A 17,526-nucleotide genomic window follows, 5' to 3' on the forward strand; every position below is an offset into this window, starting at 1 on the left:
ACTGTTCCCTGCGTTTCCCTGAAAGAGGAATCCTTATGAATAACGCGCAGACACAACTGAAAATGGGCTACGTCTGGACGATCTGTCTGGTTGCCGCCTGCGGTGGTTTACTGTTTGGCTATGACTGGGTGGTGATCGGCGGCGCGAAGCCGTTTTATGAAGCCTATTTTTCCATTACCGACCCGGCGCAGTCCGGCTGGGCGATGAGTTCAGCGCTGGTTGGCTGCGTTTTCGGAGCGCTGGCTTCCGGATGGTGCGCGGATAAGTTTGGCCGCAAAATTCCGCTCATCATCGCCGCGGCGCTGTTTACGCTCTCGGCCTGGGGCACGGCGCTCGCCGGCAGCTTCGATCTGTTCGTGGCGTGGCGTATCGTTGGCGGCCTGGGGATCGGGCTGGCTTCTGCGCTAAGCCCAATGTATATCGCCGAGATAAGTCCCGCCGCGCAGCGCGGACGCTTTGTGGCGGTGAATCAGCTGACTATCGTTATTGGCGTTCTGGCGGCGCAGCTGGTTAACCTGGCGATCGCGAAGCCGGTGGCCAGTAGCGCTACGCTGGCAGAGATCAGCGCCAGCTGGAACGGACAGGTTGGCTGGCGCTGGATGTTTGGTTCCGGCGTCGTGCCCGCGCTGGCGTTCCTGGTCCTGATGTTTTTCGTTCCCGAGTCGCCGCGCTGGCTGGTCCGCGTGGGGAAAAGCCAGCGTGCGCACCAGATGCTAATGCGCATCGGCAATCAGCGCTACGCCGATGAAACCATCAGGGATATCGAGCAAACCCTCAGCAAAGACACGCAAAAAGTCTCCTGGTCCGCGCTGTGGCAGCCCAAAGTTCGCCCGATCATTGTGATGGGTATGGTACTGGCAATGTTCCAGCAGTGGTGCGGTATTAACGTTATTTTCAACTACGCGCAGGAGATTTTCGCCTCCGCCGGATTTGACATTAACAGCACGCTGAAATCGATCGTGGCGACCGGGCTTATCAACCTGATCTTTACCATCGCCGCGCTTCCGCTGGTCGACAGGATTGGTCGCCGCAGGCTGATGCTGCTCGGCGCCGCCGGGCTGACCATCATCTATGCGCTGATCGCTGCGGCCTATGGTCTGGGGATCCTGGGATTACCGGTACTGATTCTGGTGCTGGCGGCGATCGCTATTTACGCGCTGACGCTGGCGCCGGTGACCTGGGTTCTGTTATCGGAAATTTTCCCTAACCGCGTGCGCGGGCTGGCGATGTCGCTGGGTACGCTGGCGCTGTGGGTGGCCTGCTTCCTGTTAACCTATACCTTCCCGCTGCTGAATGCCGGGCTGGGCGCGTCGGGCAGCTTCCTGCTGTACGGGGTTATATGCGCGGCGGGGTATCTGTACATTCTGCGCAACGTTCCGGAAACTAAAGGCGTTACGCTGGAAGCGCTGGAAGAGCAGCTGGCGCAGCGTCATGCCGGCAGGCAGGCGTTGAAACAGGAGCAGACGCGCTAATGGCGGACGGCTTCATTCTGGAAAACGCGCATCTACAGATGCGCGTCGATCCGCAGGGCGGTAAGGTGCAAAGTCTGTTCTCCCGCCGGCATCAAACCCCGGTATTGCATGAAAATCCTGCCGGCGGCCTGTTCCCGATGGTGCCGCTGGCAAACCGGGTGGCCGGCAACCGCTTCTCCTTTCGGGGGCGCGAAATCATCCTGCCTAATCATCAGGCTGACGCGCGTTTTTTTCTCCACGGCGACGGCTGGTTGAGCGAGTGGGAGGTCATCGAACGCTGCGCAGAACGCTGCGTACTGGAGCTGCATAGCCGCCACTCCTGCGGATTCGACTATCGCGCACAGATCCGCTACGAGCTACGGCAGGGGGAGCTTCTCGCCTCCCTGACCGTTACCCACTGCGGCGACGAGCCGATGCTTTACGGCGGCGGCTTTCACCCCTTTTTTGCCTTCGACAGGCTAAGCCGGATGCAGTTTTTGGCGAGCGGCCACTGGCCAGAGGGCGAGTTGCACTTGCCGCTTAGCTGGCGCGGTGAGCTGCCGGAGGGCGGCGATTTCACGCAGTCTGCCTGTGGAGAGGATCGCTGGCTGAACGTCTGCTATTCCGGCTGGAACGGCACGGCCGTCATCCAACGAGAAGTGATGTCCGTCACAATTTCATCGCAAACTCCATGGCTTATGCTGTTCCGTATGTCGGGTGAACCGTTTGTCTGCCTTGAGCCGCAAAGCCATCCTGTAAACGCGCACAACGTGGACGGGCAGCCTGGTCTGGTGGTATTAGGCCCGGAGGATAGGGTTTCATGGTCGCTGAAAATTGCGGTTAAATAGGCCTGATTCAGCGGGTTATACCTAAATCCCCGGCTTGCGCCCGCCGGGGTTTGTCGCCAGACTGTCGCCTCCATTCGGGAGGAAATCATGGTCTTGCACTCCACGCGCTGGCTGGCGCTTAGTTACTTTACCTACTTCTTTAGCTACGGCATCTTTCTGCCGTTCTGGAGCGTCTGGCTGGCAGGCGCGGGGCTGACGCCGGAAACGATCGGTATGCTGCTCGGTGCCGGGCTGGTGGCGCGTTTTCTCGGCAGCCTGCTGATTGCGCCGCGGGTAAGCGATCCCTCCCGGCTCATTTCCGCCCTGCGGGTGCTGGCGCTGCTGGCCCTGCTGTTTGTCCTTGGCTTTTGGGCCGATAGCCGCGTCGCCTGGCTGATGGTGGTGATGGTCGGCTTCAATCTGTTTTTCTCTCCGCTGGTACCGCTGACCGATGCGCTGGCGAATACCTGGCAAAAGCAGATAACCATGGACTACGGGCGCGTGCGTCTGTGGGGATCGGTGGCGTTTGTGATCGGCTCCGCGCTGACCGGCAAGCTGGTCAGCCTGTTTGATTATCGGGCGATCCTGGTGCTGCTAAGCCTCGGCATCGCCTCCATGCTGCTGGGCATGCTGCTTACACCCTCGGTGATGCCGCAGGGGGAAGTTCGCCACCAGCAGGCGGCCGGGCTCCCGGCATGGCTGAAGCTGGTGCGCCAAAGCTGGCGCTTCCTCGCCTGCGTCTGCCTGCTGCAGGGCGCCCATGCCGCCTACTATGGCTTCAGCGCGATTTACTGGCAGGAGGCGGGCTATTCCGCTTCGGCGATCGGCTATCTGTGGTCGCTGGGGGTGGTCGCGGAGGTGGTTATCTTTGCGCTGAGCAAAAAAGCCTTTAGCCGCTTCAGCGCGCGGGATCTGCTGCTGCTCTCCGCCGTTTGCGGGCTGGTTCGCTGGACGCTGATGGGCTGGACCACCGAGCTGCCGTGGCTCATCGTCGCGCAGATCCTGCACTGCGGCACCTTTACGGTATGTCACCTGGCGGCGATGCGCTATATTTCGGCGCGTCAGGGCGGGGAGGTGATTCGTCTGCAGGCGGTCTACTCCGCGGTGGCGATGGGGGGCAGCATTGCGGTAATGACGGTATTTGCCGGCTTCCTCTACCAGCACCTGCACCAGGGCGTGTTCTGGGTGATGGCGCTGGTTGCCCTGCCGGCGCTGGTGCTGAGGCCGAAGGCGGTATCCTAGTCCTCAAGCATTTGACAAATATGCTGCCGCTGGTGATCGCTGAACATCTCCTCAGCGTGAAACAGCGGCGGTGAAAACAGCGGCAGCGCCGTAGCATAAGGGGTCACCACCAGCGCCACGCCCTTCGGTGCGCCCTCCTTTTGAAAGGCGTGAACGTTCTGATATTTGATATTGAGCGGCAGCAGGGTCAGCTCGCGCAGCTGCAGCTCAAGCGCCTGCTCGAGGTCGGGATTGTCGTGGGTCAGCAGCACCACCTGCTTCTCGTGCAGCTCGCTTTTCTGCATCAGCCATGCGCCAAAAATCACCGCAATCAGCCCCACTTCCTCCTGATTAAAGCGAACCCGGTAGGCGCTCTCAAACTCCTCCAGCGCCGTTTTTGTGGTGCGCATCAGGCGCGGATAGAGGCGGCTCATCTCCTCCGGCAGCGCATTATCGATACCGATCGCGAACACGCTGCGGTTTAGCGCCTGGGAGAGATGAATATAGAGCTGATCGCTCAGCCCCCGATCGTCGCTAAACGGCCGGCCGGATAGATCCTGGAAACGGTGGATCAGCCCGGAGATAGCCAGGTGCAGGCGGCGGTCCTGCTGGTGGCCATCGCGGATAGGATCGGGCGTTTTGAGCAGCATGAATAGCAGGGTCAGAAACAGCTGCTCGCCCGCGTGCGGCGCGGTAGCGACCCGACGCTGCCAGTGGCGGATAATCTCAGCGGCAAGTATCGACTCCGCCGCCTCCTGGGTCCAGCGCTGCTGATCTTCGGTAAAGGTCGGCGTCTGCCCGAGATGATGCTGAAGCAGGCAGTACTGCAGATAGAGGCGCAGGAAGTGAATATCCCGACAGTCAAACTGGCGGTTAAGCGTCCGGGCGCAGCGGTTGACCAGCGCCTGCAGATTGGTGTCGTCATATAAGGTGCGCGCAACGCCCTGCAGTTTAAGCTGCGTTTTTAATGCCGGGGTAAAATGGTGGCGGATAAAATGCGGACACAGGCGCAGCGCCCGGCGTAAGCCGTGCAGCAGGCACAGGCGTTGATCGATTGCGGCGCCTTCAATCCGATAGCTGCCGTCCACCTGCGACGCGAGGGTCAAGCGGTGGTAACGCTGAATGTCACGTTCCGTCTCCGCGATATCCTGCCGGGCCGTCGCCTCGTCAACAAGGTTGATCGCGCTAAGCCGCTCGGGGGTGACCGGCTGCCCGGGCAGATAAAACATCAGCAGGACCTGGTTACGGCGCTGTGGACTGGAAAGCGCAGATGGTGGTTCAATCACGGTCATCATCTGATAAGTTCCAGTTAGGGTTTTCGCTAAGAATAGCCAATGGATGAACAGAGAGCAGGGCAGGCTGGCGTCTTTACGTCAGGATTGCTGGATAAGTTCACAGAATTTTTCACGTGAGGAACGGATGAAGAGAGTGAAACAATGCACCGGTGCGGCATTTTTCATGGTTTTATCATTTAGCGTGCTGGCGCATCCGCATAGCTTTATCAGCCTGCGGACGGAGGTGGTCGCCGATAACGGACAGCTCACCGGTTTCAAAATGCGCTGGACGATGGATGAGATCACCTCCTCAGACCTGCTTTACGATGCCGGCAGCGCAAAGCCGGGAGATGAAGTATGGAAAAAGCTGGCGGCGGAGGTGATGGCGAACGTCCTTGGGCAGCACTACTTCAGCGAGCTTTGGCATAACGGCCAGCACGTGAAGTTTGATAATCGCCCCGACGGCTACGGTCTGGAGCGCGACGGACACCAGGCGGTGCTGACCTTCACTCTGCCGCTGGCTAAACCGCTGCCCCTGGCGGGACAAACCCTGACGCTTTCGACCTTCGACCCGACCTATTACGTCGATATGTTCTATGACAAGCCGGGCGACGTCACCCTACCTGCGGCGCTGCGCGCGGGATGCAAGGTGACGGTGGTGACGCCAAAGCCGAATGATAAAATGACGGCTTTTGCGCAGTCGCTCGATAAAGCCGATGCGCCGCCGGAAGATATGGCGCTCGGAACCTATTTTGCTCAGAAGGTGACGCTGACATGTCAGTAGTATTCTCAACCCCCTCCCGGGCTTCCCGCCTGCGCCAGCTGTGGCCGCTGGCGCTGTTTTTAGCGCTGGCAGCGGGCGCCGGCGTCTGGCTCTGGCAGGCCTGGCCAGAAGTGATGCTGCAAAGCACTATCTGGCAGCGGGCGCTCAATTTTGAACTCAGCGGCCTGCTGAAAGCGGTGGCGGAAAATCCGCGAGCGGCCGGGCTTTCGCTGCTGGCGTTTAGCTTTATCTACGGCGTCCTGCACGCCCTGGGGCCGGGGCACGGCAAGATTGTGATTACCACCTGGCTGGCGACGCATCCCGCGAAGCTCCGCTCGAGCATTGCGCTGACGCTGGCCGCCTCTCTCCTGCAGGGCGCGGTGGCGATTGTGCTGGTGGTGGTGGTGCTGACCCTGCTGCAGCTGCCCGCAAGGCAGCTTCATCTCAGCAGCTTCTGGCTGGAGAAGGGGAGCTATCTGCTGGTCGGCGCGCTGGGCCTGCTGCTGTGCTGGCGGGCGCTGAAAAAGCTGCGCGGGCAGCTGCGTCGGCCAACGTTTACCGCCTTTACGCCCCATCACGTTCATCATGAGCACTGCGGCTGCGGGCATCAGCATATGCCGGCGCCGGAACAGCTGCAAAGCGGCGATGACTGGCGCGCGCGGCTGGCCATCGTTTTGTCGATGGGCATGCGTCCCTGCTCAGGGGCGATCATGGTCCTGCTGTTTAGTAAGGTGATTGGCGTATTTGGCTGGGGGATGGCGGCGGCGCTGGCAATGGCGGCGGGAACCTCGCTGACTATCAGCGGGCTGGCGCTGCTGGTGCACGGCTTTCGTCAGCTGGCCGTTAAGCTTAGCGCGAATAAAACGCCGCCTCTTTGGCAGCAGATTGGCTGGTCGACTTTGGCGCTGTCCGGCGGCGTCGTTTTAGTGGCGGCGGCGGTGGTGATGTGGAGCAGTGCGGTGCCGGGCGGCGGCGGACTGCGGCCGTTTTGAGCGATACTCTCACCCCGGGCGGGCCGGGGTGAGGTGAGAGAGATTAACGCTTCAGCGCTTCGCTCAGCTCTTCGCGCATGTTGGCCAGCATGGCTTTAACAACGCGCGGGTTGCCGGCAACGATATTGCCGCTGTACAGGTGGTTATGGCCACCGGTGAAGTCGCAAACGATAGCGCCCGCTTCACGAGCAATCAGCTCGCCAGCAGCGAAATCCCACGGCTTCAGCGCGATCTCGAAGTAGCCATCAACGCGGCCGGCGGCAACGTAGGCCAGATCCAGGGCTGCGGAACCGGTGCGGCGGAAGTCAGCGCATTCGGTAAACATTTTGCCCAGAATATTCATGTAGGTGGTGGCGTGCTGTTTCGCTTTGAACGGGAAACCGGTGGCGATAATCGTACCATCCAGATCGCGAGCGCTGCTGCCGCGCAGACGATAGCCGTTCAGCTGAGCGCCCTGGCCGCGGGTTGCGGTGAAGAGTTCGTTGCGCATTGGATCGTAAACCACGGCGACTTCGGTACGGCCTTTAATGCGTACGGCGATGGATACGGAGAAGTGCGGCAGACGTTTTACGAAGTTGGTGGTGCCATCCAGTGGATCGATAACCCATTGAACATCCTGATCTTCACCTGCGTGCTCACCGCTTTCTTCGGTGATAATGGTGTGCTGCGGGTAAGATTTGCGAATCGTTTCAATAATCAGCGCTTCGGCTGCCTTATCGACGTTAGTCACAAAATCATTGCTGCCTTTCTGGCTGGTTTCTACGGAGTCTGGCGTTTCGTAGTGCTTGGCAATTAAATTACCCGCCTTGCGCGCTGCGCGCACGGCGATATTCAGCATCGGATGCATCGGTCTCTCTCACTGGATGTTAAAGAACGGGAAAAAACGGCGCACATAGTAACAGTGAAATCTGCTTATGTCTTCGTTTTATGATAGCATGCGTGAATAATCTTTAGCCGAAGAACACTAATGCTGCAAAATATTCGAATCGTACTGGTAGAAACTTCACACACTGGCAATATGGGCTCCGTGGCCCGGGCAATGAAAACCATGGGCCTGACAAACCTGTGGCTGGTTAATCCGCTGGTTAAGCCTGACTCTCAGGCTATCGCCCTGGCGGCCGGCGCCAGCGACGTTATCGGCAATGCGCATATCGTCGATACGCTGGATGAAGCCCTGGCCGGATGCAGCCTGGTGGTCGGTACCAGCGCCCGTTCGCGTACTTTGCCGTGGCCAATGCTCGACCCGCGCGAGTGCGGCCTGAAGAGCGTTTCAGAAGGCCAGCACGCCCCGGTGGCGCTGGTCTTTGGCCGGGAGCGCGTCGGTTTGACCAACGACGAGCTGCAGAAATGCCATTACCACGTCGCGATTGCCGCCAACCCGGAGTATAGCTCGCTGAACCTGGCGATGGCGGTGCAGGTCATCGCTTATGAGGTGCGGATGGCATGGCTGGCGACTCAGGAGCAGGAGCAGGAGCAGGTCGAACAGCAGGAAGAGGCGCCGTATCCGCTGGTGGATGATTTAGAGCGCTTTTACGGCCATCTCGAGCAGACGCTGCTGGCGACCGGCTTTATTCGTGCCAGCCATCCTGGGCAGGTGATGAACAAGCTGCGCCGTCTGTTTACCCGCGCGCGCCCGGAAAGCCAGGAGCTGAATATCCTGCGCGGAATGCTGGCGTCGATTGAGCAGCAGCACAAGAACAAAGAGTAAATCGGCCTCTTTGCGGCGCATCAAGGCCGCAGAGGACGCGCTGAGTCGTTGAACCGGTCGCCCTGAGAGCCGCAGTACGGCCGGGAATATGGGCGTCAGGACGCAAGGGCACAGATAGCCAAATACCTGACTAAAACAGTCAAGTAAATAGTTGACCAAATTACTCGGGAATGTCAGACTTGGCCCTGCTATGCAATACCCATATTAATAAAAAGCCCGGGCAGGGGCGAGTTTGAGGTTAAGTAAGACATGAGACTGACATCTAAAGGGCGTTATGCTGTGACCGCGATGCTGGACGTCGCGCTCAACTCTGAATCGGGCCCGGTTCCGTTAGCTGATATTTCTGAGCGTCAGGGGATTTCGCTTTCCTATCTGGAACAGCTGTTTTCCCGCCTGCGTAAAAATGGTCTGGTATCGAGCGTTCGCGGTCCAGGCGGCGGTTATTTATTAGGTAAAGAAGCCGGTAGCATCGCCGTTGGTGAAGTTATCAGCGCGGTTGATGAGTCCGTTGACGCCACCCGTTGTCAGGGTAAAGGCGGCTGCCAGGGCGGCGATAAATGCCTGACCCACGCGCTGTGGCGCGACCTGAGCGAGCGCCTGACCAGCTTCCTGAACAACATCACGCTGGGCGAACTGGTGAACAACCAGGAAATCCTCGATGTTTCAGGCCGTCAGCACAGCCATGAATCCCAGCGTAATACCCGCACTCAGGACGCTATCGACGTCAAACTGCGTGCGTAGTACTCGTTCTGTTTCAGCTTGCGGCCCGTTCGCCGCAGGGTGAAACGTTCAGGGTAACAATTATAAAAGATTTTCGAATCAGGCCGGGATGTTGCGACATCCCGTATACCCGGTCGTACATCAAGCCGGCCGCCTGGTTCCTTGCATTGAGTGATGTACGGAGTTAAAGAGCAATGAAATTACCGATTTATCTCGATTACTCCGCAACAACGCCGGTGGACCCGCGTGTTGCCGAGAAAATGATGCAGTTTCTGACCCTGGACGGGACCTTTGGTAACCCGGCCTCTCGTTCACACCGTTTTGGCTGGCAGGCTGAAGAGGCGGTTGATATCGCCCGTAATCAGATTGCCGAGCTGGTCGGTGCCGACCCGCGCGAAATCGTCTTTACCTCAGGCGCAACGGAATCCGACAACCTGGCGATCAAAGGTGCAGCCAACTTTTATCAGAAAAAAGGCAAGCACATTATCACCAGCAAAACCGAGCACAAAGCCGTGCTGGACACCTGTCGTCAGCTGGAGCGTGAAGGCTTCGAGATAACCTACCTTGCGCCTCAGCGCAACGGGATTATCGATCTGAAAGAGCTGGAAGCGGCCATGCGTGATGACACCATCCTGGTCTCCATCATGCACGTGAACAACGAAATCGGCGTGGTGCAGGACATCGCTACCATCGGCGAAATGTGCCGCGCGCGCGGTATCATTTATCACGTAGACGCCACCCAGAGCGTGGGCAAACTGCCTATCGACCTGAGCCAGCTGAAAGTTGACCTGATGTCCTTCTCCGGTCACAAAATTTATGGCCCGAAAGGCATTGGCGCGCTGTACGTCCGTCGCAAACCGCGTATTCGTATTGAAGCGCAGATGCACGGCGGCGGTCACGAGCGCGGCATGCGTTCAGGCACTCTGCCTGTCCACCAGATCGTCGGTATGGGTGAAGCTTACCGTATCGCGAAAGAAGAGATGGAAACCGAGATGGCGCGCCTGCGCGGTCTGCGTAACCGTCTGTGGGAAGGCGTAAAAGATATGGAAGAGGTTTACCTCAACGGTGACCTCGCGCAGGGCGCGCCGAACATTCTCAACGTCAGCTTCAACTATGTTGAAGGCGAATCGCTGATTATGGCACTGAAAGACCTGGCCGTTTCCTCCGGTTCCGCCTGTACCTCGGCGAGCCTCGAGCCATCCTACGTGCTCCGCGCGCTGGGCATGACTGATGAACTGGCACACAGTTCTATCCGTTTCTCTTTAGGTCGTTTTACTACCGAAGAAGAGATTGACTACACCATCAACCTGGTTCGCAACTCCATTGGTCGTCTGCGCGATCTTTCTCCGCTGTGGGAAATGTTCAAGCAGGGCGTGGATCTGAACAGCATTGAATGGTCACATCATTAATCGGTAGGCATTAAGGAGAATTAATCATGGCATACAGCGAAAAAGTTATCGATCATTACGAGAATCCGCGCAACGTCGGCTCTTTTGACAACAGCGACGACTCCGTCGGTAGCGGCATGGTCGGCGCGCCGGCGTGCGGCGACGTTATGAAGCTGCAGATCAAAGTCAACAATGAAGGTATCATTGAAGACGCGCGCTTCAAGACCTACGGCTGCGGTTCCGCTATCGCCTCCAGCTCCCTCGTCACCGAGTGGGTGAAGGGCAAGTCTCTGGACGAAGCTCAGGCTATCAAGAACACCGATATCGCCGATGAACTCGAGCTGCCGCCGGTAAAAATCCACTGCTCTATCCTGGCGGAAGACGCGATTAAAGCCGCGATTGCGGATTACAAAAGCAAACGTGAAGCGAAATAATTAAGAGGTTATTGTATGTCGATTACTCTTAGCGACAGCGCAGCGTCGCGAGTGAATACCTTCCTGGCCAACCGCGGCAAAGGCTTTGGCCTGCGCTTAGGCGTTCGCACCTCCGGCTGTTCAGGTATGGCCTACGTGCTGGAATTTGTTGACGAGCCGGCGGCAGAAGACACCGTGTTTGAAGATAAAGGCGTCAAGGTAGTGATCGACGGCAAAAGCCTGCAGTTCCTCGACGGCACTCAGCTGGACTTTGTTAAAGAAGGCCTGAATGAAGGGTTTAAGTTTACCAACCCGAACATCAAAGATGAGTGCGGCTGCGGCGAAAGCTTCAACGTGTAATCTGCACTATATCCGCTGAATTTCGGCGCAGCATCGCGGCGGCAGGCGGGCGTTTCCCGACAGTAGGCGAACGCCGCCGGTTAAGATGCGACCTGAGAGGCGCGGATATATAACCCCACAGCGGAGTACCGTGCGTGGGGTTTGCTTTATCTCGTTAACCCTGAGGTTACTATGGACTATTTTGCCCTCTTCGGGTTACCGGTCAGTTATACCCTTTCGCAAGAACAGCTGGCTGTCCGGTACCAGGATTTACAGCGCCAGTATCACCCCGACCGGTTCGCCAGCGCCAGCGCCGCCGAACAGCTCGCCTCCGTGCAGCACTCCGCGACGATCAATCAGGCATGGCAAACGCTGCGTCATCCGCTGACCCGCGCCGAATACATCCTTTCGCTTCACGGCTTCGATTTAGCCAGCGAACAGCACACCGTGCGCGACACCGCGTTCCTGATGGAGCAGCTGGAGCTGCGCGAAGAGCTGGATGAGATCGAAAAATCGCAGGACGAAGCGCGTTTGACCGCATTTATTCAGCGCGTGAAGGGGATGTACGACGTTCGTCAGCGGCAGGTCGTTGAGCAGTTAGACAGTGAAGCGTGGGAGAGCGCGGCGGATACCGTGCGTAAGCTGCGTTTTCTCGATAAACTTCAGAATGTTGCAGAACAACTCGAAGAAAAGTTTTTTTCACTCTAACCTGTTAGGGTCGCTATGCAGCCAACGTAGCTGCAACACAGATTATGACGAGTAAATTAATATTCGGAAGCAATTATGGCCTTATTACAAATTAGTGAGCCTGGCCTGAGTGCCGCGCCGCACCAGCGTCGTCTGGCGGCGGGTATTGACCTGGGTACCACCAATTCACTGGTCGCCACCGTGCGTAGCGGCCAGGCCGAAACTCTGCCCGATCGCCAGGGACGCTACCTGCTGCCTTCGGTGGTGAACTACCAGCCCTCGGGCCTCAGCGTCGGCTATGATGCCCGACAGAATGCGGCGCTGGATCCGGTTAACACCATCAGCTCGGTAAAGCGCATGATGGGGCGCTCGCTGGTCGATATTCAGACCCGCTACCCGCATCTGCCTTATCAGCTGCAGGCCAGCGAAAACGGCCTGCCGATGATTCAAACCGCCGGCGGCCTGCTTAATCCGGTCCGCGTTTCCGCCGATATCCTCAAGGCGCTGGCCGCCCGCGCCACGGAAGCCCTTGCCGGTGACCTCGACGGCGTGGTGATTACCGTCCCGGCCTACTTCGACGATGCGCAGCGCCAGGGCACTAAAGACGCCGCGCGTCTGGCCGGCCTGCACGTGCTGCGCCTGCTGAACGAACCGACGGCGGCGGCGATAGCCTACGGCCTCGACTCCGGTCAGGAAGGGGTTATCGCGGTCTACGATCTCGGCGGCGGCACCTTTGATATTTCCGTGCTGCGCCTCAGCCGCGGCGTTTTCGAAGTTCTGGCCACCGGCGGCGACTCCGCGCTCGGCGGCGATGATTTTGACCATCTGCTGGCGGACTACCTGCGCGAGCAGGCGGGCCTTAGCGATCGCAGCGATAACCGCCTGCAGCGCGAGCTGCTGGACGCGGCTATTGCGGCCAAAATTGCCCTCAGCGCGGCGGAAACCGCCCGCGTTGACGTCGGCGGCTGGCAGGGCGAAATCACCCGTAGCCACTTTAATGAGCTGATTGCTCCGCTGGTTAAGCGTACTCGGCTGGCCTGTCGTCGCGCGTTGAAGGACGCCGGCGTGAGCGCGGAAGAGGTGCTGGAAGTGGTGATGGTGGGCGGCTCAACCCGCGTGCCGCTGGTGCGCGAGCGCGTCGGCGAGTTTTTTGGCCGTACCCCGCTGACCACCATTGACCCGGATAAAGTTGTCGCCATCGGCGCCGCCATTCAGGCCGATATTCTGGTCGGCAACAAGCCGGACAGCGAGCTGCTGCTGCTCGACGTTATCCCGCTCTCTTTGGGGCTGGAAACGATGGGCGGCCTGGTGGAGAAAGTGATCCCGCGCAATACCACCATTCCGGTGGCCCGCGCCCAGGAGTTCACCACCTTTAAAGACGGTCAGACGGCGATGTCCATCCACGTCATGCAGGGCGAGCGCGAGCTGGTGCAGGACTGCCGTTCGCTGGCGCGTTTTGCGCTGCGCGGTATCCCGGCAATGCCGGCGGGCGGGGCGCATATTCGCGTCACCTTCCAGGTCGATGCCGACGGGCTGCTGAGCGTCACCGCTATGGAGAAATCGACCGCGGTCGAAGCGTCCATTCAGGTGAAGCCCTCCTACGGCCTGAGCGACAGCGAAATCGCCACCATGATCAAAGATTCGATGAGCCACGCCGAGCAGGACGTCAAGGCGCGAATGCTGGCCGAGCAAAAAGTCGAAGCCGCACGCGTTCTGGAAAGCCTGGAAAGCGCGCTGGCCAGCGATGCCGCGCTGTTAAGCGCCGCAGAACGTCAGGCTATCGATGACGCAACGGCGCAGCTGCGCGCGGTGGCGGCAGGCGATGACGCCGATGCAATAAAAGAAGCCATTAAAAATACAGACACACAAACCCAGGAATTTGCCGCACGCCGCATGGACCAGTCGGTCCGTACCGCGCTGAAAGGCCAATCCGTGGACGAGGTTTAATATGCCAAAGATTGTTTTTCTACCCCATCAGGACCTGTGCCCGGATGGCGTAGTTGTGGAAGCTAAAATCGGTGAGACCATTCTTGATGCCGCGCTGCGTAGCGGTATTGAGATTGAACACGCCTGTGAAAAATCCTGCGCCTGCACCACCTGCCACTGCATCGTGCGTGAAGGTTTTGACTCGCTGGCCGAAAGTACCGAAGATGAAGACGATATGCTGGATAAGGCCTGGGGGCTGGAACCCGACAGCCGTCTGAGCTGCCAGGCGCGCGTGACCGCCGACGATCTGGTCGTCGAAATTCCGCGCTACACCATCAACCACGCACGCGAGCATTGATATGGCACTGAAATGGACCGACAGTCGCGAAATTGGCGAAGCGCTGTATGACGCCTTCCCGGATCTCGACCCGAAAACCGTTCGCTTCACCGATTTGCATCAGTGGATTTGCGAGCTGGAAGAGTTTAATGACGATCCAAACGCATCCAATGAAAAAATTCTGGAGGCAATTCTGCTAGTCTGGTTAGACGAAGCAGAATAATTTTCGCGTCATGTTCCACGTTGCAGATGCGTTGGCCGCGTTCGCTCACCCCAGTCACATAGTTATCTATGCTCCAGGGGATTTGCTTACTTGCCGCCTTCCTGCAACGCGAATCATTTAGCGGAAAAATTTTAACGGGCTGCCATAGGGTGGCCCGTTTGCTAATAAGGATGAATAAAATGACCGAAGCCATGAAGATTACGCTGACGACCCAACCCGCCGACGCACGCTGGGGAGAAAAAGCGGCTTACAGCATTAACAACGACGGCATCACCTTGCATCTGAACGGTAAAGACGACCTGGGCCTGATTCAGCGCGCGGCGCGTAAAGTTGACGGCATGGGCATCAGGCACGTTGCGCTCGACGGCGAGGGCTGGAATACCGACCGCGCGTGGGCATTCTGGGCGGGCTATAAAGGGCCGAAAGGCAGCCGTCAGGTTGAGTGGCCGGCGCTGGATGACGCGCAAAAGCGCGAGCTGGATAGCCGTCTGGCCATTATTGACTGGGTGCGCGACACCATTAACGCCCCGGCGGAAGAGCTCGGTCCGGAGCAGCTGGCCCAGCGCGCGGTCGATCTGCTGTGCGGCGTTGGCTGCGACAACGTGACCTACCGCATCACCAAAGGTGAAGACCTGCGCGAGCAGAACTATCTTGGTCTGCACACCGTCGGACGCGGCTCCGAGCGCCCGCCGGTCCTGCTGGCGCTGGACTACAACCCAACCGGCGATAAAGATGCGCCGGTCTACGCCTGCCTGGTGGGGAAAGGCATCACCTTCGATTCCGGCGGCTACAGCATCAAGCAGAGCGCGTTTATGGATTCGATGAAGTCCGACATGGGCGGCGCGGCAACGGTGACCGGGGCGCTGGCGTTTGCGATCGCCCGCGGCCTGAATAAGCGCGTGAAGCTCTATCTGTGCTGCGCCGACAACCTGATTAGCGGCAACGCCTTCAAGCTGGGCGATATCATTCGCTACCGTAACGGTAAAACCGTAGAAATCATGAACACCGACGCCGAAGGCCGTCTGGTGCTGGCGGATGGCCTGATCGATGCCTCTGCGCAGAAGCCGGAGCTGATTATCGACGCGGCGACGCTGACCGGTGCGGCGAAAACCGCCCTGGGCAACGACTACCACGCGCTGTTCAGCTTCGACGACGCGCTGGCGTCTCGCCTGCTGGCGAGCGCGCAGGCGGAAAACGAAGCCTTCTGGCGTCTGCCGCTGGCGGAATTCCATCGCGGCCAGCTGCCGTCGAACTTCGCCGAGCTGAACAACACCGGCAGCGCCGCCTATCCGGCGGGTGCGAGCACGGCGGCAGGGTTCCTCTCCCATTTCGTTGAGAACTATCATCAGGGCTGGCTGCACATCGACTGCTCCGCGACCTACCGTAAATCCGCCGTTGAGCAGTGGTCAGCCGGCGCGACGGGGCTCGGCGTGCGTACGATTGCCAATCTGTTAACCGCAGAGTAAAAAATGGCGGGGCGCTGGCGCCCCGGATTGTGTCACCCCGGCCCGCGTCCACGGCCGGGGGATTTCTGATTCTGATGTTGTGAGAGCCATGTCCGAAACTAAAAATGAATTAGAAACGCTGCTGGAAAAGGCGGCGATTGAGCCAGGCCATCGCCCGGCTTTTTTCCGTACGCTGCTGGAGTCCACCGTCTGGGTGCCCGGCGCGGCGGCGGAAGGTGAACAGGTTGTCGAAGAGAGTGCCGTAGACCTGCAGCACTGGGAAAAAGACGATGGCGCCTCGGTCATTCCCTTTTTTACCTCGCTGGAGGCGCTGCAGCAGGCGGTCGAAGACGAGCAGGCTTTTGTGGCGATGCCGGCGCGTACGCTGATGGCGATGACCCTGGGCGAGACGCTGTTCCTCAATGCCAAACTGCCGGCCGGAAAAGAGTTTACACCGAACGAAATCAAGCATCTGCTGGGTGAAGATGGCGGTCCTCTGAGCGCGCAAACCGTGCTGGAAGGCGGGCAGCCTCTGCTGCTGTCTGAGGTGGCCGAGCCGCCGGCGCAGATGGTGGATTCGCTGACCACGCTCTTTAAATCCCTGAAAACCGTGAAGCGCGCGTTTCTGTGCTCGATTAAGGACAGCGCCGACGCGCCGGCGAATCTGCTTATCGGCATTGAGGCCGAGGGGGATATTGAAGAGGTCATCCAGGCGACCGGCAGCGTGGCAACCGACACGCAGCCCGGCGATGAGCCGATCGATATTTGTCAGGTCGTGGAAGGGGAGAAGGGCATCAGCCACTTTATGATTGCCCATATCGCGCCCTTCTATGAAAAGCGCTGGGGCAGCTTCCTGCGCGATTTCAAGCAGAACCGCATTATCTGATGACGGCGGGGCGTGAACCCCGCCGCTATTTTTATTGCGCCGGCTCTATCGGCAGATCCGGGCGGGCGCCCCATTCGCTCCACGAACCGTCATACAGGCTGACGCCGTTAACGCCCAGGGTTGTCAGCGCCAGCACCACCACCGCCGCCGTGACGCCGGACCCGCAGCTGGCGATAATCGGCCGCTCGAAGTCCACGCCCTGGCGCAGGAAAATATCGTTCAGCTCGTCGATAGTTTTCAGCTCGCCGTTAATCACCAGCTCGGTCCACGGAACGTTCAGCGCCCCGGGAATATGCCCCCGGCGCAGTCCCGGGCGCGGCTCGTCAACGAGACCGTTAAAGCGCCCGGCCGGACGCGCGTCGACGATCTGGGCCGATCCTTCATGACTCACCAGCAGCACGTCGGTCAGCCGCTTAACCACCAGCGGATCGAAGCGGCCGTCGAATTCGCCCTCCGGCAGCTGCGGCTCGTCCTGCTCCAGCGGCAGCTCATCGCGCCGCCAGCCGGCCAGGCCGCCGGCGAGAATAGAGACGTTTTCGACCCCGAAGGTCCGCAGCATCCACCAGGCGCGCGGCGCCGAGAAGAGGTTGCCCTCATCGTAAACCACCAGATGCTTATCGCTGCTCACGCCAAGCTCGCGCATCGCCACGGCGAAGGCTTCCGCGCGCGGCATCATATGCGGCAGCGGGCTGGTGCGATCGGAAAGCGCTTCAATATCGAAAAATACGGCGTTGGGAATATGACCCGCGCGATATTCGGCGTGCAAATCGCGATCTTCCTGCCCTGGCGGCGCCATTCGGGCATCGATAATCTGGATTTCCGGGTCATCAATATGTTCCGCTAACCAGTCGGCGGCGACAAAAAACGAAGTGGACATGGCTATCTCCGTGTCATCAACAATAGATAGATTGTTGATGTTTTTGCCC

The 17,526-nt window shown here is 59.2% G+C and carries 19 protein-coding genes; 16 read left to right on the forward strand and 3 right to left on the reverse strand.

From position 1 onward, the window contains the following. The first annotated feature begins 35 nt into the window (after positions 1-35). The 3 genes from MMW58_RS07480 (at position 36) to MMW58_RS07490 (ending at position 3,520) form a co-directional block, all read left to right on the forward strand. The gene (locus tag MMW58_RS07480; RefSeq protein WP_241723016.1) at positions 36-1,472 is read left to right on the forward strand and encodes a sugar porter family MFS transporter; all 1,437 of its coding nucleotides are present in this window, start codon (positions 36-38) and stop codon (positions 1,470-1,472) included. Then, positions 1,472-2,299 carry an aldose 1-epimerase gene (locus MMW58_RS07485; RefSeq protein ID WP_241723017.1) on the forward strand — a complete coding sequence of 276 codons (828 nt, stop codon included), beginning with the start codon at positions 1,472-1,474 and terminating at the stop codon, positions 2,297-2,299. The genes MMW58_RS07480 and MMW58_RS07485 overlap by 1 nt, the downstream gene beginning before the upstream one ends. 87 nt (positions 2,300-2,386) lie before the next feature. Next, positions 2,387-3,520, forward strand: coding sequence for a 3-phenylpropionate MFS transporter (locus MMW58_RS07490; RefSeq protein WP_133601167.1), 1,134 nt, complete (start codon positions 2,387-2,389; stop codon positions 3,518-3,520). Here the strand turns inward: MMW58_RS07490 and csiE are convergent. After that, the gene (gene csiE / locus MMW58_RS07495) at positions 3,517-4,794 is read right to left on the reverse strand and encodes a stationary phase inducible protein CsiE (protein ID WP_132514317.1); all 1,278 of its coding nucleotides are present in this window, start codon (positions 4,792-4,794) and stop codon (positions 3,517-3,519) included. The genes MMW58_RS07490 and csiE overlap by 4 nt on opposite strands. Positions 4,795-4,918: 124 nt before the next feature. On the opposite strand from csiE, the gene MMW58_RS07500 reads away from it, so the two are divergent. Both MMW58_RS07500 and MMW58_RS07505 read left to right on the forward strand, forming a co-directional pair. Continuing rightward, positions 4,919-5,557, forward strand: coding sequence for a DUF1007 family protein (locus MMW58_RS07500; protein ID WP_133601169.1), 639 nt, complete (start codon positions 4,919-4,921; stop codon positions 5,555-5,557). Beyond that, entirely contained in the window at positions 5,548-6,528 is a 981-nt protein-coding gene (locus MMW58_RS07505; protein WP_241723018.1) for a nickel/cobalt transporter, read from the forward strand. The genes MMW58_RS07500 and MMW58_RS07505 overlap by 10 nt, the downstream gene beginning before the upstream one ends. Positions 6,529-6,571: 43 nt before the next feature. Here the strand turns inward: MMW58_RS07505 and suhB are convergent, their stop codons facing one another. Further along, on the reverse strand, positions 6,572-7,375 hold the full coding sequence (gene suhB / locus MMW58_RS07510) for an inositol-1-monophosphatase (RefSeq protein ID WP_045856343.1): 804 nt from the start codon (positions 7,373-7,375) through the stop codon (positions 6,572-6,574). A 120-nt stretch (positions 7,376-7,495) separates the two neighbouring features. Here suhB and trmJ point away from each other — a divergent pair, with 120 nt between their 5' ends. From trmJ to sseB, 11 genes are all read left to right on the forward strand, one after another. Next, complete coding sequence (gene trmJ, locus MMW58_RS07515) at positions 7,496-8,236, forward strand: tRNA (cytosine(32)/uridine(32)-2'-O)-methyltransferase TrmJ (protein WP_241723019.1); 741 nt, start codon at positions 7,496-7,498, stop codon at positions 8,234-8,236. Between the two features lie 249 nt (positions 8,237-8,485). Then, positions 8,486-8,977 carry a Fe-S cluster assembly transcriptional regulator IscR gene (gene iscR, locus MMW58_RS07520; protein ID WP_041146727.1) on the forward strand — a complete coding sequence of 164 codons (492 nt, stop codon included), beginning with the start codon at positions 8,486-8,488 and terminating at the stop codon, positions 8,975-8,977. Positions 8,978-9,150: 173 nt separating this feature from the next. Further along, on the forward strand, positions 9,151-10,365 hold the full coding sequence (iscS, locus tag MMW58_RS07525; RefSeq protein ID WP_045856338.1) for a cysteine desulfurase: 1,215 nt from the start codon (positions 9,151-9,153) through the stop codon (positions 10,363-10,365). Positions 10,366-10,391: 26 nt separating this feature from the next. Next, positions 10,392-10,778 carry a Fe-S cluster assembly scaffold IscU gene (iscU, locus tag MMW58_RS07530; RefSeq protein ID WP_004866383.1) on the forward strand — a complete coding sequence of 129 codons (387 nt, stop codon included), beginning with the start codon at positions 10,392-10,394 and terminating at the stop codon, positions 10,776-10,778. A 15-nt stretch (positions 10,779-10,793) separates the two neighbouring features. Beyond that, complete coding sequence (gene iscA / locus MMW58_RS07535) at positions 10,794-11,117, forward strand: iron-sulfur cluster assembly protein IscA (RefSeq protein ID WP_041146725.1); 324 nt, start codon at positions 10,794-10,796, stop codon at positions 11,115-11,117. Between the two features lie 171 nt (positions 11,118-11,288). Continuing rightward, complete coding sequence (hscB, locus tag MMW58_RS07540; protein ID WP_241723020.1) at positions 11,289-11,804, forward strand: co-chaperone HscB; 516 nt, start codon at positions 11,289-11,291, stop codon at positions 11,802-11,804. 75 nt (positions 11,805-11,879) lie between these two features. Beyond that, a complete protein-coding gene (gene hscA, locus MMW58_RS07545) occupies positions 11,880-13,730 on the forward strand; it encodes a Fe-S protein assembly chaperone HscA (RefSeq protein ID WP_241723021.1) in 1,851 nt (616 codons plus the stop codon). Between the two features lies 1 nt (position 13,731). Next, on the forward strand, positions 13,732-14,067 hold the full coding sequence (gene fdx / locus MMW58_RS07550; protein WP_095100276.1) for an ISC system 2Fe-2S type ferredoxin: 336 nt from the start codon (positions 13,732-13,734) through the stop codon (positions 14,065-14,067). Between the two features lies 1 nt (position 14,068). After that, complete coding sequence (gene iscX / locus MMW58_RS07555) at positions 14,069-14,269, forward strand: Fe-S cluster assembly protein IscX (RefSeq protein ID WP_041146721.1); 201 nt, start codon at positions 14,069-14,071, stop codon at positions 14,267-14,269. A gap of 179 nt (positions 14,270-14,448) precedes the next feature. After that, on the forward strand, positions 14,449-15,735 hold the full coding sequence (gene pepB, locus MMW58_RS07560) for an aminopeptidase PepB (protein WP_159236823.1): 1,287 nt from the start codon (positions 14,449-14,451) through the stop codon (positions 15,733-15,735). A gap of 88 nt (positions 15,736-15,823) precedes the next feature. Beyond that, positions 15,824-16,600, forward strand: a complete 777-nt coding sequence (gene sseB / locus MMW58_RS07565) for an enhanced serine sensitivity protein SseB (RefSeq protein ID WP_241723022.1) — start codon at positions 15,824-15,826, stop codon at positions 16,598-16,600. A 31-nt stretch (positions 16,601-16,631) separates the two neighbouring features. Here sseB and sseA read toward each other — a convergent pair whose 3' ends face one another. Then, positions 16,632-17,477, reverse strand: a complete 846-nt coding sequence (sseA, locus tag MMW58_RS07570; RefSeq protein ID WP_159236821.1) for a 3-mercaptopyruvate sulfurtransferase — start codon at positions 17,475-17,477, stop codon at positions 16,632-16,634. Positions 17,478-17,526: the final 49 nt, after the last annotated feature.

Source organism: Klebsiella sp. HC6, assembly GCF_022605325.1.
Taxonomy (GTDB): Bacteria; Pseudomonadota; Gammaproteobacteria; order Enterobacterales; family Enterobacteriaceae; genus Klebsiella; species Klebsiella terrigena.

Coding starts and splice junctions, on each gene's coding strand:
- hscA (WP_241723021.1), top strand. CDS start 11,880: ATGGCCTTATTACAAATTAGTGAGCCTGGCCTGAGTGCCGCGCCGCAC.
- hscB (WP_241723020.1), top strand. CDS start 11,289: ATGGACTATTTTGCCCTCTTCGGGTTACCGGTCAGTTATACCCTTTCG.
- fdx (WP_095100276.1), top strand. CDS start 13,732: ATGCCAAAGATTGTTTTTCTACCCCATCAGGACCTGTGCCCGGATGGC.
- MMW58_RS07505 (WP_241723018.1), top strand. CDS start 5,548: ATGTCAGTAGTATTCTCAACCCCCTCCCGGGCTTCCCGCCTGCGCCAG.
- iscR (WP_041146727.1), top strand. CDS start 8,486: ATGAGACTGACATCTAAAGGGCGTTATGCTGTGACCGCGATGCTGGAC.
- pepB (WP_159236823.1), top strand. CDS start 14,449: ATGACCGAAGCCATGAAGATTACGCTGACGACCCAACCCGCCGACGCA.
- MMW58_RS07500 (WP_133601169.1), top strand. CDS start 4,919: ATGAAGAGAGTGAAACAATGCACCGGTGCGGCATTTTTCATGGTTTTA.
- MMW58_RS07490 (WP_133601167.1), top strand. CDS start 2,387: ATGGTCTTGCACTCCACGCGCTGGCTGGCGCTTAGTTACTTTACCTAC.
- MMW58_RS07480 (WP_241723016.1), top strand. CDS start 36: ATGAATAACGCGCAGACACAACTGAAAATGGGCTACGTCTGGACGATC.
- iscU (WP_004866383.1), top strand. CDS start 10,392: ATGGCATACAGCGAAAAAGTTATCGATCATTACGAGAATCCGCGCAAC.
- iscS (WP_045856338.1), top strand. CDS start 9,151: ATGAAATTACCGATTTATCTCGATTACTCCGCAACAACGCCGGTGGAC.
- csiE (WP_132514317.1), bottom strand. CDS start 4,794: ATGATGACCGTGATTGAACCACCATCTGCGCTTTCCAGTCCACAGCGC.
- iscX (WP_041146721.1), top strand. CDS start 14,069: ATGGCACTGAAATGGACCGACAGTCGCGAAATTGGCGAAGCGCTGTAT.
- suhB (WP_045856343.1), bottom strand. CDS start 7,375: ATGCATCCGATGCTGAATATCGCCGTGCGCGCAGCGCGCAAGGCGGGT.
- iscA (WP_041146725.1), top strand. CDS start 10,794: ATGTCGATTACTCTTAGCGACAGCGCAGCGTCGCGAGTGAATACCTTC.
- sseA (WP_159236821.1), bottom strand. CDS start 17,477: ATGTCCACTTCGTTTTTTGTCGCCGCCGACTGGTTAGCGGAACATATT.
- sseB (WP_241723022.1), top strand. CDS start 15,824: ATGTCCGAAACTAAAAATGAATTAGAAACGCTGCTGGAAAAGGCGGCG.
- MMW58_RS07485 (WP_241723017.1), top strand. CDS start 1,472: ATGGCGGACGGCTTCATTCTGGAAAACGCGCATCTACAGATGCGCGTC.
- trmJ (WP_241723019.1), top strand. CDS start 7,496: ATGCTGCAAAATATTCGAATCGTACTGGTAGAAACTTCACACACTGGC.